The sequence below is a fragment of the Methylocystis sp. genome, assembly GCF_051062815.1.
Lineage (GTDB): Bacteria > Pseudomonadota > Alphaproteobacteria > Rhizobiales > Beijerinckiaceae > Methylocystis.
On record NZ_JBPFDU010000004.1, the window covers coordinates 17,407 to 29,665 of the forward strand.

Consider the following 12,259-nt stretch of genomic DNA (forward strand, 5'->3'; position numbering starts at 1 on the left):
TCCGCGTTGCCTTCGCCAAGGAAAACATTGACGACGACCTCGGGCAGATGGAGAAGGATGGCCAAGTTCACTCTTGAAACCAGAGACGGCGCCAGACAGGAAATCACCGGCAAGAATGGCGTCTCGCTGATGAAATTGATCCGCCGCGCCGGCGTCGAAGAGCTGGTCGCGCAATGCGGCGGCAGTTGCGCCTGCGCGACGTGCCATGTCTATCTCACCTTGCCTCAGGGGATTGAAATGCCCGACTCCGGACCGGGAGAAAACCGGATGCTTGCGACAGCCAGCCATCGCAAACTCAACTCGCGTCTGGCCTGTCAAATCAGGTTCGATGACACGTTTGACGGAATGGAAATCCGCATCGCCCCGGAGGATGCGACCGGCTTTTAATTCGCCGCATGGTTTCGAACGTCGATGGCGTTGCAGCGAACGTCCCGGGAAATTTCTATATGGTCTGGAACTTGCTCACTGGCCATGCACGCAGCGCCAAGATGCAAGGTGAGCATCCATGCCAATGAAGGAAGAAAGCGTTCTGCCCGGGAAGTGCTATCGGACGAAGGGCGGCGAAACCAACTCGGAAAAATATACGGTGATCAGCATCACCCGTGGGATCGTCACTTATCAAAGCTGGACGTCCGACCCCAATCGCCTGTCTCTGCGCACGAACACGGGCCTGAAGGCCTTCGCCGAAGTTCTGTTCAAAGAAATCCCCTGCCCGAACAGAGATCCAAGCCAAAAGATCGAATATTTCGATCCCTCATAGAAAGACATTCTCTCTGATGGGGTCAGTCTCCTCAATCCCGGATCTCGTTCTGAATTGAAAAGATATCGTAGGGAGGAGCGTTGTCCGCATTGGCGTAGCCCAATGGCTGCGCGTCCATACTTCCGTGTGACGCTCCGGTTCGGCGACTGATCGCTCCGATGTCGCCGCCATAAACATGGATGGCGATGGATGTCCGATCATCCAGCGCGTTGCGAAGCTCGAAGACCTCCCCGCTCCCGGACGAGCGGGCTTCCACGGCGCGCGCTTGCAATAGACGGGACACGCCGGCCCGCGCGCTATTCGTCGAAGAAGCATCGAGTTGACGGCGATTGACGGCGCCGCGCAATACGCCCGCAATCTCCCAAACGGAAGGCTGAGAGATTGTCACGCAGGCGCCGCCTGACAAAATTGTGCTCACGACGGAAAAGCGATCGAGCCCGTCGCGATAAATCTGGAATTGCTGGGCTCCGGCGGAATTTGGGACGGCGAAGACCGTTGGCAGCCAATCGTCCGTCGCAAAGAGCCGAGCCATGAGATCGCGGCCGATCAGCAAAATCTCCCGCTCGCTTTCGGCGAGTTCGACCATGGACTGAATGTCCCAGATGAATCGCCGCAGCGCGGGGGGAACAGGGTCTCGCCCGATGACTCGCAAATTTGGATCAGTCGCATTTATCTCGATCATGATGTTGAACGGTCCGCCAGGATTTGAGGGAATGCGCGCGCTCGAGCAAAGCGCTTCGCTGAGGCCGCGCCGAGACGCGACGACTGTGTTCGCGCCGGATTTGGCGGGGCGTGCGCCTCAGTGAGGCGGAGGCAAATGACTCGCGCGCTCATCGTTCCTCCTGCGCGCAAACCATATCGATGCAGAATACCGCCGCATCGATGTCACTTTCCTCAACTGTGAGCGGAGGAAATAAACCAAGGACCGATCCCATGGCGCGGGTGAGGATCCCATGCTCGGCCAGCATCGCGCGCATGGGCTCCGCGTCTCCCGCGAGCCTTAGCGCCTGCATCAGGCCAAGGCCATCCAGCGCCGTAAAGGCTGCACGACGCCGATAAAACAACGCGGACAGCTGGTCTTCGAGATACCAGCTTCGGCTCTGCACGCGTTCCTGAAAGCCAGGCGTCGACAGAGCGTCGACAAGCGCGTGCCCGGCCAGAAGCGCGGCCCCGTTAACCAGCGGCGACCCGCCGAGCGCCCCTCGCGCCAGTCGTTGCGTGACGACGAGCGCCGCCAGCGGCGGGGCGTCTGCAGACGCATGACTGACGATCATCAGGTCCGGAGTGACGCCTGTCCATTCGTGCGCCCAAAGCATGCCTGAGCGGCCGAGGCCGCAAAAGGTTTCGTCAAAACCGAGCATGAGCCCATATTCATCCGCGGTCTCGCGCAGTCTGGCGAGGACGCTCCCTGAGACGACCTCAAAACCGGCTTGCGTCCTAACCGGAGCGATCAGAATGCCCGCGGTCCTCACATCGACTTCCGCCTGCAATGCGGCGTGATCGTCGGTTCGGAGAATGACGATCTCATCATCGCCCTCCAGGCAAGGCGGAAGGCTCGCCGTTGCATCAGAAGGCCCGACGCAGACAATGAACCGGCGCCGCTTGGGGCGACCGACGACGCCATGGTAACGCCGAACCATTTCGACGGCGGAACGCCAGGCATCCGCCTCGGAGGGAAGCAAAAACACGCAGTCGCCAAAAGAAACGGGCGAAATCTTCGCGCATAAAGCATCGGAAAGCGCCGCTGCTTCCGGCGCCGATTGCGACGAGCCTGTTGGCGCGTTCGTGCAGGGTGCTGAAGAATTCTCCGGAAAGAAGAGCGATGAGCCGGAAAAGTCGAGTGGCGCGGCCGCGACGCATGTGTCGCCGACGACAACGGGTTTGATGGGCTCGTCAGGCTCGCTCGTCGAATCTGAGAATGTGGCTGACATGTTGCTCTGAGCTCGCCATGGTCGCTGCTCCGATGAGCTCGGGCAAGCGTGGCGTTTCAGGCGCCGTGTTCGATGAGGTCAGGGAGTCTTTTGGCAAGAGAGTTCAACACGCTCTGCGAACCTTTGAGCATGACGTCGTAGACCGCATCCGCCGTGGGGGCAGCGTCGATTCCATCCTGGGAAAAGACAAAACGCGTGCCGCCATTCGGCAGCTGCGAGATCGTCCATGTAACTGTCGTGTCGATGTATCGGCCAAAACCCTTGAGCTCGTCGTCGCCGCCCGACCAGCTGAAACGCAACATGGAGCCGGGCTCCACAGCGAGAACCTGGCATTTGAACTCGCCGTCCCAACGCTCGATCGGGCGGCTCCAGATCGTGAACTTGTGGCCGACCACCGGCTCAACGTCATTTGGAAAGAACCAAACGGCGAGCCATTCGGAATCTGTCATCGCGCGCCAAACGGCCTCGATCGGATGTTCGAGGACCTTCTCCGTCGTGAGGCTGCGTGTCTGTGTAGCGTCAAGCACCGAATCCCGCTCCCGTTACCGCCTAACAAGCAAGGCTCAAGCCAAGACGCCGCGCGCGGAATTCGACATCAAGCGATTGTCTCTTTCTAGGCGCGGGCACGCGGCTCGGGTTCACTCGCAGCGTGCGCCTTTGGCTTCGAACATGCATGGCTCATGGTCCAGCTCTTGTGAACGCTTTTGTACAAAAAAGGCGAAGCGCGGGGTCAGTCTATCCATGAGCGCTGCGTATGACGGACAAAGAGGAATGGGTCGTCTGGAACGGCTCGATGGGAATATTGGATATGGCGACGATCGGCGATATCCAACATGATGAGACCGGCAGGAAGGCGTCTCTTGCGCCGCCCTATGGCGTCGTGGGGCCGTTCAGTCTCGACGAACTCGAAACGGTGGGACGGATCGCTTTTGGCGAATGTCTGGTTATGTCGCGCCAGCGATGGCGGGAAGATCAACTCAATCTGCGTCTCGAGGCGCGAGAAAAGCGCCGCACGCTATTGTTTCGGGCGGATATCGACGATGACCATGAACATCGCGAAATTTTAGGGCTGGCGTTCGAAGGCCTGCTCAGTCTGTCGGAGATCAACGCCGCCTTCCGGCAGTTGGCCAAGACCGCGCATCCAGACGCAGGCGGCAGCGACGAACAATACCGTCGTATCGTCGAGGCGCGCGACACGCTGCTCAAGAACCTCACGTAACGGTTTGACGTCATTGATGACCGACTTTGGCGAGGACCCGGCCGCCAATCTGAGATCGAGACGCGCGTGGGCACAGGCAAGGATTCTTAAGCTTGGCGCGCAAAGAATGATCACTCCAGACATGAACTGGACTGCTAATTTTTAGCCAGAGCACAGTCCACAAGGAACATCCGAGCCGGTGAAAGGTTTTAATGCTCGTGAGAGCCAGGCCCGGGCTCGGCTTTCCAAGGCGTCCGCCGCGATTGCGGCCGCCTCCTGACTAGGAGGAATTCATGAACTGGGACACTGTCGAAGGCAACTGGAAGAAGTTCACCGGAAACGTGAAGGAGCAATGGGGCAAGCTCACCGATGATGACATTGCGCGCATCAACGGGAACCGCGAGCAGCTCGAAGGCATGATCCAGGAGCGCTACGGCGTCGCCAAGGACAAGGCGAAGGAGCAGGTCGACAGCTGGATGTCGCGCCACTAACTCCAGCCCATCAATGCAAGACGCCGGCGAATGCCCTCGCCGGCGTTTTCATTTTCAAATGCGACGCGAGCAATGTGTTCGGCAATTCGCGTCCGCGTTCGGAGGGCGGAACATCTGGCTTGGCGCCGAGGTTTTATAGACGCGTCCGCAAGACGAAGGTCTATCTATGAAGAAAACCGTTCGCCCGTTCACCGTCGAATACCGATCGAAACGCGGCAGGTCGCGCGCGGTGCGAGGCGGCGTCGCATTCCGCTTTACGGTTCGAGAAGCGGAACGGACGTCCGCGGGCAAAGACATGCGCGATGAACTCTCCGCGTGGCGGTCGCTGTTCAAGCAGGAGGCGCGATCACTATGACTGCCGCTTCTCCGAAACTCGACCGTAGACAAGGCAAGAGAGCGCTGCTTCGGCGCTCGATGAGCGAGGCGCTCGGAAAGCGCTTCTCGCTTTTGTATCTGGACTTGATCATGAGGCCGGTACCCGAGGACCTCAAAGGTCTCCTGATCAAATTGGACTTCGCGGATCGTCCGAACAAGATGCGCTGAGATTCGAGAAATCTCTCTGCGCGTCACTCGACCGCGCTTATCTGGCTAAGCTCTTCCAGAAGGGCCAGCATGTCGTCAGGCAGCGGCTCCGAAGCAATATCGGAAAATTGGCGCCTGAGCTGCTCACCGAGCCGGCTCACGCTCGGCCCCACATCAACCGCATCGCGTGTGTATCGATTTCGTCTCATTGTCGTCTCTGTCAGTCTCGCTCGGTTTTCATGTGGCGGCATGAGCAGCTCTCCGCACGGGGAATGAAGCCCCGATTCGAAAATCTGTTCCGATAATGCTCCAAATTTTTTAAGGAATAGAAAAGCTTAGCCGCAAATAAGCGCTGTGGAGAACCCCAAACTAACCTTCACAAGCTTCAGTCGCAGCTGGATTTCCATAGCGGAGGATCGGAAGCCTCCGGCTCTTGAACCGCCTCCGTTCGATCAAGCAGCACTATTTTTTGCCGACACGAAATTGCACGGGCACTTCGAAGGTCAATCCCTCGTCCGCGATCACCGGCGGCGGCGGCGGAACGGGGTCTGCCCGCTTCATCATCGCCAGCGCAGCGTCGTCGAAGAGTGGATGTCCCGCGGAACGTTTGATGCTGTAGCTAACGACATGGCCGCGCCTGTCGAGCGTGAAGGAAACGCTCGCTTCGGCGGATCGACGACCGGCGGCGCCCGGATAGCGCTTGTGTCGGTTGAGGTGCGAGAGCAAAGCCTTCTGCCACGTGAGCTTCACGGCGTTGGCGACGGCGTCGGCCCCCTGAACAGGCGCTACGGGCCTGTCGGATTGTCGCTCGGCGTCAGACTTGGGCGGCGCAGTCGCCTCCGAGGCGGCAGATTCAGCCGAGACGACCGGCTGCGCCTGATGTGTCTTCTCCTCCTCGATCGGCTTCTCAGGCTGAACGTTGTGCGTGAGCTCGGCGTCTTCGGATTCGGCGTGGGTGATCCGCTCTTCGTTCGCCTCCTTCGCTTCTGATGCGGCGACGGAAGGCGCAGCGGCGGCCGCTTCGTCGGAGAGTGGTCCAGGCGGCAGATCCGCGGCCTCGGCGTCGCGCGGCGCGGCGGGCTCGAGCGACAATTCGATCGCCGGCGCGCCGGACGCGCTCTCGTCGAGGTCGCCCCGCAAGGTCACCAGCGCGGCGACGGCGCCGCCGACGTGCAGAAACAGCGCCAGGGCGACTGCGGCGCCCCAAAGCTTGCCGTTCGACTGCGGCTTCTGGAGAGCGGCGGCGGCGCTCATTGCGTTGCCTGCTCCTTGCCGCCGGCGTCGAGCGCGACGAGCGCCACGCGCAGATAGCCGCCGGCGCGCAGACGCTCCAAGATCGCCATCATCTCGCCATAGGGCACGCTGGAGTCGGCCCGCAAATAGATGCGTTTCGACTTGTCGCCGAGGAGCGTGTCGAGGGCGGAAACAAGATCGTTGCGTTTGACGGGCGTCTCGCCCAGGGCGAGCGCGAGGTCGCCCTGGATCGTCACGTAAATCGGCTTGTCGGGTTTTTCATGCGGCGCGGCGTTGGAAGCCGGGAGATCGACCGGAAGATCGACGGTGGCGAGGGGAGCCGCCACCATGAAGATGATGAGCAGCACGAGCATTACGTCGATAAACGGCGTGACGTTGATTTCGTGCGTTTCCTGAAGATCGCTTTTGAGATGGACGGCCATGATCTACTCCGCCGCGTGAATCTTGTTTGTGGCGGCGGCATGTCCGGCGCGGTCGAGATCGCGCGAGACGATGCGAAGCAATTCGCCGGAGAGATTAGAAACGAGCTCGAGATAAGCCGACGCCTGGCGCGCAAGATGATTGTAGATGAGCACCGCCGGAATGGCGGCGAAGAGCCCGATCGCCGTCGCCAGCAGCGCTTCGGCGATGCCGGGCGCGACGACGGCCAGATTGGTCGTCTGCGCTTTGGAAATGCCGATGAAGCTGTTCATGATGCCCCAGACGGTGCCGAACAGTCCGATGAAGGGGCCCGTCGATCCGACGGAGGCAAGCAGTCCGGTGCCCCGCTTGATCGAAAGCGCTTCGGCGCGTTCGATTTCCGCGAAGGACGCTGCAATGCGCTCCTTCACGCCCGGCGCGGCAAGAATATCGGACGAAAGCTTCATTTCCCGCGTCGCCTCGCCAAGCAGCGCCTGCGTCAAACGGTCGCCGCCGCCAAGCGCCAGCCGCGCTTCGGAGAGGCCGCGCGCTTCGGAGAGCCGGCGTATCGCCGTCATCACGCGCTCGCGCGACCGCTTCAGTTCGATCGTTTTGGCGATGAGGATCGTCCATGTCGCGACGGACGCCAGCAACAAGCCGACCATTACGAACTTCACGACGATGTCGGCGTTGACGAACATCGTCCACACCGAAAGATCATGAGGCTTGGTGGCCGCAATCGCTGCATCGAGCGCTGGCGATCCTGGTGCGGCTGCAACGATCTGCGCAGCGAGAAGCGCAATGATTGAGATCACGAGAAACTGCAAAGAACGTTTCATGCTTCAGCCCATGTTCGGATCAGATTGTGATAAACGCCCGACAATTTGACGCAGGCAGGATCGCCGGCGCCGAGCCGAGTCGTCAGGGATTGGATGGCCTGGTCGAGATCGAAAAGCAAAGCGCGCGCCACGTTGTCACGAATCATGCTCTGCATCCAAAAAAACGAGGCGATGCGCTCACCACGCGTGACGCCTTTGACAAGATGCAGGCTCGTCGAAGGATAAAGCACGAGATCGCCTGCGGGAAGTTTCACTTCCTGCTGCCCGACCCGATCCTCGATCACAAGCTCGCCGCCGTCATACTCGTCGGCCTCCGAGAGGAACAGCGTGCAAGAAAGATCCGTGCGAATGCGAATTGGCGTTCCGGGAATGCCGCGGATCGCATTGTCGACGTGCAATCCGAAATCGTGCCCAACGCCATAGCGATTGAAGAGCGGCGGAAAAATCTTGTGCGGCAGCGCCGCGGAGACGAACATCGACGACTGTGCAAGCGCCTCGAGCACATGTTCGCCAAGTTCGCGCGCGACGTCGCCGGCTTGCGGCAGTTGAAGATTGTTCTTCACCAGAGAGGACTGCGAACCAGCGGTCGCGCGGCCATCCTCCCACGCCGCCCGGTCCATCGCCGCGCGGAAAAAGGCCACCTGCTGCTTGGAAAGAACTTCGGATATGCAAATAAGCATCAGCGCTATGCTTCTCCCCAGTAGCGGATGAGATTGTGGTAGACGGTCGCCAGCTTGCGCAGATCCGCATCGTCTGCGCCCACGCGCGGCGCGAGCTCCTGTATCGATTCGTCGAGATCGCAAACGAGGCTGCGCGCCTCGTCGGCGCGGATCATGCTTTGCAGCCACATAAATGAGGCGAGACGTAGGCCGCTGGTGACAGGGGTCACCATATGCAGGCTGCCGGCCGAATATAGAATGAGGTCGCCCGCCGGCGGCTTGAAGCGCCTTGATCCGTAGATGTCTTCAACGATCAGTTCGCCGCCCTCATATTCGTCGGGATCAGAAAGAAGCACAGTCGCGGCGAGGTCAACGCGGATACGCGCGCCGGTCATTGCGTCGCCACGTATCGCATTGTCGACATGCGGATCGAAGTGGTCGCCGACGCCGTAGCGGTTGAACAACGGCGGATAGATGCGCAGCGGGACAGCCGTTGATACAAAAGCGGGATTGGCGAGGAGCGACGAGAGCAGCCGCCCGCCGAGCGCGCGCGAGATTTCAGAGTCAGGCGGGAGTTGCTCATTGCGCTTCGCCTCGCCGGCGTTCGCCCCGGCGGTGGAGGCGCCGTCCTCCCACGTCGCCTGCGCCATCGCCTCGCGAAGGACGTCGACCTCCTGTCTGTCGAGCGCACCTGGTATCTGAGCAAGCATCGATACGGCTCCTAGAACAAGACGCGCGTTTCGAGATAGACGGAGCGGCCGGGCGACATCTGCGCGAAGGGCGTCGCCGTCTGATAGAAGGCGTCATAGATCGTGCGGTCGAAGAGATTGTTGACCGAGAACTTCATCGTGATGTTTTGGCCGATCTTGGCCTCCGCAAAAATATCGAAGCGCCAGTATGACGGCAGGATCGTCGGAACGTTCAAAAAAGGATTGGTGGCGGTCGGCGCCGGCAGTCCATATCTGTTGAACGCTGTGCCGCCATTGGCGACAATATTGTTGCCGCCATAGATCCTGGAACGATAGATGGCCTGGCCGCCGAATTCGAGCGCGTTCGGAGCGAGGCCGATTAGGTCGCCGAATTTGTACTTCGACAGCAGGCTGAAGGACTCATGCGCGATATTGGCGAGTTGAAGACCGATATTCGTTCGCGCGTAGGAGCTGGTCACCCGCGAGTCCATCAGCACGATGCCGCCAAGCACCATCCACTTGTCGGTGATATTGCCCGCAACCTCAAGATCGACGCCCTGGACGTAATAGGACGCGTCGCCGGTGGTGACGCCGGAGTTCACCTCTCTAGCGCCGCTCACATCCGTCTTGAAGAAGGCGGCTGTCGCGAGCAGATGCCTGTCGAACAGCTCCCATTTCAGACCGACCTCCGCCGCCTTGTTGAGTTGCGGAGCAAAGATTTGCGACGCCGTGTTCAAGCCGCCGTAATTCGCCGCGCCGCCGTCAAGCTCTGCTCCGACGGGCGTCGCCGAGGTGGCGTAGGCGGCGTAGGCGCTGACGTTCGGCAGCGGCTTGAAGACGACGCCGGCGTTCCAATTGAACAGACCTGAATGGTTCTGGGCAAATGTCGAAAGGGTCTCAGTGCGGCTCGTGATGTTGTAATCGTCAAATCGCGCGCCGCCGTTCACGATCACGACGTCCTGATAGTTCGCGGTTTCGATCAGATAGCCCGATTTCGTGTCGACAGCGATCCGCGTGGGATTGGTATTGCGGTAGGGCGTGTTGAGGAACGGCAAATAGGTGCACGGAAGATAGAGGTTACAGGTCACCGCATTGCCGGTGGGTATCCCATTCAACTCGGAAGCGAGGCCCTGATAATTGGCGCGCGTTACGCCTTCGCGGGCGAATTCCACGCCAGCGACGAGCGCATGCTTGACGGGGCCGGTTTCGACTTTAAGCGTCGCCTCTGTCTGGTTGTCGAGCGTGTTCACCACCTGGTAGCGGCTTTGCGCGCCGATTCTTACCGTCGAGGCGAAAAGATCCGCGCTCCCCGTCAGCGATCCGATATAGTCCAGAACGGAGCGGCTCTGCCGGAACCGATTGTCGAATACGAGATTGTCGTTGTAGCGATAATGCGCGGTGAAGGTGCCGAAATTCTGCATCGCAACTTGGAAATCGCGATCGAGGAAGCCATACCAGTTGGAGCGCGGCGTAACGCCTTCGGGGAACGGCCTATTCCAGATCCGGTTATACGGCACGCCGAAGTCCGGCAGGCCATTCTGATAGACATGCGTGTATTGAGCGGTCAGCGTCAGGTCCTCGAGCGGCTTGAACACCACTGAGCCGGCGACGCCGTCGCGATAGTCGGTGACAAAGCTGCGGCCGGCGACATTCGAGTCGTGATAAAGCGCGTTGACGCGCACCGCGAGGATCGGGCTGATCACTTTGTTGACGTCAGCTGTCACCCGCTTCATGTGGTCGGAAAAGCCGCCAATCGCTTTGAGTTCGACGAAATCGCGATCGGTCGCTTGTTTCGTTACGATGTTGATCGCGCCGCCTGCAGTGCCACGACCGGCGAATGTCGATCCCGGCCCGCGCAGAATTTCGACCTGCTCGGTATAGAAGTTCTCGCGAATGCTGACGCCAGGATCGCGCACGCCGTCGACGAAGATGTCGTTGCGAACGTCGAAGCCGCGAATGAAGAAGCGATCGCCGAAGGCGTTGCCGCCTTCGCCCGTCCCCAGCGTCACGCCCGCCGTGCTGCGACCGATTTCACGCAGCGTGAAGGCGTTCTTGTCGTCGAGCACTTCCTTGGTGAGCACCGTGATCGTGCGCGGCGTGTTGAGCACCGGCTCGGTGAATTTCGGCGAAGACAGGCGATCGACCTTATAGGGCGCGACGGGATCGGCGTAAGGATTGGCGTTGGGCGCCGTAGCGAAGACCGGAAGGCCTCCGCCCCCCGCGCCTTGGCCGCCGGCGCTTGAAGCGCCCGGCGCGCCGCGCCGCTGCCCCGAGGCCTGATTGGCGGCCGCATGACGCGCCGGTTGCGGCTGAGCGGCGGCGATGGGCTTGGGTTTCGCCGGCGCCGCCGCGCGCGGCTTCTCCTGCGGCGCATCGACTTTAACGGGCGGCAGCGTCGTCGAAGCGGACTGCGCTAAAGCCGATGCGCTGACGCTCGACGCAAGCGCCGCTGCAACGCTCAGCGCCTTCACCGACGTCAGATCTCCAGCACGAGTCCGCGGAAGCGACTGAGTCAGCATTCGTAGAGAAAGTGGAGATTTCACGTCGCTCATCGGGGAACCGCCAAGGGGGGTTATGCGTTGTCTACTTTCGCGTGGCGCGAAGAAGTTGATCGAAGCTAAATTTGGCGGTGATCGCGGTCAACAGTCGAAACGTTTGTATGGAAGTATTGTAATCTGTATAGTTTCAGACACATACAATAATTTTTTTGGCGATTGTTGTCTTTCCGCCACACGTCTAGTTTGGAACCGCTTTAATTCCAAACTAGGTGGCGCTACTTTGACGGAGAATATTATGTTCGTTGCGCCGAAAGGCGCAGAGGGTCGCGCTGTGAAGTGCGGCGGTAGGGTTCGTCGGTTTGGCTGATCTGGCCGTTGGCGTGAGCCCGCCAAATTTAAGCGGCCCATGCCGCAGACAGCTGTGCGACGGCCGCCATCCCGTTGGGAAGCCATGGCGATCGCGCCGCTTCGCAGCGCTCCGCATGCGGCACGCAACTTGCTTTCAGCATCGTGAGTCAATCACCGCGCGAGGCTGCCATGCAGATCGGCGTAAAGGTGGCGAAAGTCATCGAACGCAGGCGCGTTTTTGTCGTGGACGACAATGAAACCTTTCGCGCGGCGATCGAGTTCATGCTCCACGACGAATATGAGGCGCATGAACTCGCGAGCGCGTCCGAAACGCTCGCAAAAGCGGAGCAAATAAGGCCGGACGTACTGGTGCTTGCCGAGGGCGTCATCCGCGTCAACGGCTTGGATCTCATTCAGGAGTTTCTGGCGCGCGTTCCCGAAACCAAAATCATCGTCATCGTCGATCAGATTTCCAGCGGATTCGGCCAGGAGTGCGTCGCTGAGGGCGCGCACGGCTTTCTGGCGAAGCCGCTGCGGGTTGAGCTGCTGCGCGATAAGGTCGACGCGCTGCTGAGCGCCAGGAAAAAGGCCGTCACAATGCCGCGGGCCGTTCTGAACATGCGTTAGCGCCGAAACAGCCCGCATTCGAGGTTTATTGCAGGGAGGTCGCC

The 12,259-nt window shown here is 60.3% G+C and carries 15 protein-coding genes; 5 read left to right on the top strand and 10 right to left on the bottom strand.

Going from position 1 to position 12,259, the window contains the following annotated elements:
* Positions 1-57: 57 nt before the first annotated feature.
* Both ACR65W_RS00370 and ACR65W_RS00375 read left to right on the top strand, forming a co-directional pair.
* Positions 58-387, top strand: coding sequence for a 2Fe-2S iron-sulfur cluster-binding protein (locus tag ACR65W_RS00370; protein ID WP_434499215.1), 330 nt, complete (start codon positions 58-60; stop codon positions 385-387).
* Between the two features lie 124 nt (positions 388-511).
* Entirely contained in the window at positions 512-760 is a 249-nt protein-coding gene (locus tag ACR65W_RS00375) for a hypothetical protein (RefSeq protein ID WP_434502163.1), read from the top strand.
* Between the two features lie 31 nt (positions 761-791).
* Here the strand turns inward: ACR65W_RS00375 and ACR65W_RS00380 are convergent, their stop codons facing one another.
* The 3 genes from ACR65W_RS00380 to ACR65W_RS00390 form a co-directional block, all read right to left on the bottom strand.
* Positions 792-1,442, bottom strand: coding sequence for a hypothetical protein (locus ACR65W_RS00380; protein WP_434499217.1), 651 nt, complete (start codon positions 1,440-1,442; stop codon positions 792-794).
* A 148-nt stretch (positions 1,443-1,590) separates the two neighbouring features.
* Positions 1,591-2,691 carry an aminotransferase class III-fold pyridoxal phosphate-dependent enzyme gene (locus ACR65W_RS00385; RefSeq protein WP_434499218.1) on the bottom strand — a complete coding sequence of 367 codons (1,101 nt, stop codon included), beginning with the start codon at positions 2,689-2,691 and terminating at the stop codon, positions 1,591-1,593.
* A gap of 56 nt (positions 2,692-2,747) precedes the next feature.
* The gene (locus ACR65W_RS00390) at positions 2,748-3,218 is read right to left on the bottom strand and encodes an SRPBCC family protein (RefSeq protein WP_434499219.1); all 471 of its coding nucleotides are present in this window, start codon (positions 3,216-3,218) and stop codon (positions 2,748-2,750) included.
* Positions 3,219-3,445: 227 nt separating this feature from the next.
* On the opposite strand from ACR65W_RS00390, the gene ACR65W_RS00395 reads away from it, so the two are divergent.
* A complete protein-coding gene (locus ACR65W_RS00395; protein WP_434499220.1) occupies positions 3,446-3,910 on the top strand; it encodes a J domain-containing protein in 465 nt (154 codons plus the stop codon).
* A gap of 272 nt (positions 3,911-4,182) precedes the next feature.
* Complete coding sequence (locus ACR65W_RS00400; protein ID WP_434497270.1) at positions 4,183-4,380, top strand: CsbD family protein; 198 nt, start codon at positions 4,183-4,185, stop codon at positions 4,378-4,380.
* Positions 4,381-4,946: 566 nt separating this feature from the next.
* Here the strand turns inward: ACR65W_RS00400 and ACR65W_RS00405 are convergent.
* From ACR65W_RS00405 to ACR65W_RS00435, 7 genes are all read right to left on the bottom strand, one after another.
* Complete coding sequence (locus tag ACR65W_RS00405) at positions 4,947-5,111, bottom strand: NepR family anti-sigma factor (RefSeq protein ID WP_434499221.1); 165 nt, start codon at positions 5,109-5,111, stop codon at positions 4,947-4,949.
* 253 nt (positions 5,112-5,364) lie between these two features.
* Positions 5,365-6,156, bottom strand: coding sequence for an energy transducer TonB (locus ACR65W_RS00410; RefSeq protein ID WP_434499222.1), 792 nt, complete (start codon positions 6,154-6,156; stop codon positions 5,365-5,367).
* Positions 6,153-6,578 (bottom strand): TonB system transport protein ExbD, encoded by a 426-nt coding sequence (gene exbD, locus ACR65W_RS00415; RefSeq protein WP_434499223.1) that lies wholly within the window; start codon positions 6,576-6,578, stop codon positions 6,153-6,155. The genes ACR65W_RS00410 and exbD overlap by 4 nt, the downstream gene beginning before the upstream one ends.
* A 3-nt stretch (positions 6,579-6,581) precedes the next feature.
* Complete coding sequence (gene exbB / locus ACR65W_RS00420) at positions 6,582-7,394, bottom strand: tonB-system energizer ExbB (protein ID WP_434499224.1); 813 nt, start codon at positions 7,392-7,394, stop codon at positions 6,582-6,584.
* On the bottom strand, positions 7,391-8,074 hold the full coding sequence (locus ACR65W_RS00425) for a Fe2+-dependent dioxygenase (protein WP_434499225.1): 684 nt from the start codon (positions 8,072-8,074) through the stop codon (positions 7,391-7,393). Before ACR65W_RS00425 ends, exbB begins: the two co-directional genes overlap by 4 nt.
* Positions 8,075-8,079: 5 nt before the next feature.
* Positions 8,080-8,763: a Fe2+-dependent dioxygenase gene (locus ACR65W_RS00430; protein ID WP_434499226.1), complete on the bottom strand. Its 684-nt coding sequence runs from the start codon at positions 8,761-8,763 to the stop codon at positions 8,080-8,082.
* Positions 8,764-8,774: 11 nt separating this feature from the next.
* Positions 8,775-11,294, bottom strand: a complete 2,520-nt coding sequence (locus ACR65W_RS00435) for a TonB-dependent receptor domain-containing protein (protein WP_434499227.1) — start codon at positions 11,292-11,294, stop codon at positions 8,775-8,777.
* Between the two features lie 483 nt (positions 11,295-11,777).
* Here ACR65W_RS00435 and ACR65W_RS00440 point away from each other — a divergent pair, with 483 nt between their 5' ends.
* On the top strand, positions 11,778-12,215 hold the full coding sequence (locus ACR65W_RS00440) for a response regulator (RefSeq protein WP_434499228.1): 438 nt from the start codon (positions 11,778-11,780) through the stop codon (positions 12,213-12,215).
* Positions 12,216-12,259: the final 44 nt, after the last annotated feature.

Coding starts and splice junctions, on each gene's coding strand:
- ACR65W_RS00370 (WP_434499215.1), top strand. CDS start 58: ATGGCCAAGTTCACTCTTGAAACCAGAGACGGCGCCAGACAGGAAATC.
- ACR65W_RS00375 (WP_434502163.1), top strand. CDS start 512: ATGAAGGAAGAAAGCGTTCTGCCCGGGAAGTGCTATCGGACGAAGGGC.
- ACR65W_RS00380 (WP_434499217.1), bottom strand. CDS start 1,442: ATGATCGAGATAAATGCGACTGATCCAAATTTGCGAGTCATCGGGCGA.
- ACR65W_RS00385 (WP_434499218.1), bottom strand. CDS start 2,691: ATGTCAGCCACATTCTCAGATTCGACGAGCGAGCCTGACGAGCCCATC.
- ACR65W_RS00395 (WP_434499220.1), top strand. CDS start 3,446: ATGACGGACAAAGAGGAATGGGTCGTCTGGAACGGCTCGATGGGAATA.
- ACR65W_RS00400 (WP_434497270.1), top strand. CDS start 4,183: ATGAACTGGGACACTGTCGAAGGCAACTGGAAGAAGTTCACCGGAAAC.
- ACR65W_RS00405 (WP_434499221.1), bottom strand. CDS start 5,111: ATGAGACGAAATCGATACACACGCGATGCGGTTGATGTGGGGCCGAGC.
- ACR65W_RS00410 (WP_434499222.1), bottom strand. CDS start 6,156: ATGAGCGCCGCCGCCGCTCTCCAGAAGCCGCAGTCGAACGGCAAGCTT.
- exbD (WP_434499223.1), bottom strand. CDS start 6,578: ATGGCCGTCCATCTCAAAAGCGATCTTCAGGAAACGCACGAAATCAAC.
- exbB (WP_434499224.1), bottom strand. CDS start 7,394: ATGAAACGTTCTTTGCAGTTTCTCGTGATCTCAATCATTGCGCTTCTC.
- ACR65W_RS00425 (WP_434499225.1), bottom strand. CDS start 8,074: ATGCTTATTTGCATATCCGAAGTTCTTTCCAAGCAGCAGGTGGCCTTT.
- ACR65W_RS00430 (WP_434499226.1), bottom strand. CDS start 8,763: ATGCTTGCTCAGATACCAGGTGCGCTCGACAGACAGGAGGTCGACGTC.
- ACR65W_RS00435 (WP_434499227.1), bottom strand. CDS start 11,294: ATGAGCGACGTGAAATCTCCACTTTCTCTACGAATGCTGACTCAGTCG.
- ACR65W_RS00440 (WP_434499228.1), top strand. CDS start 11,778: ATGCAGATCGGCGTAAAGGTGGCGAAAGTCATCGAACGCAGGCGCGTT.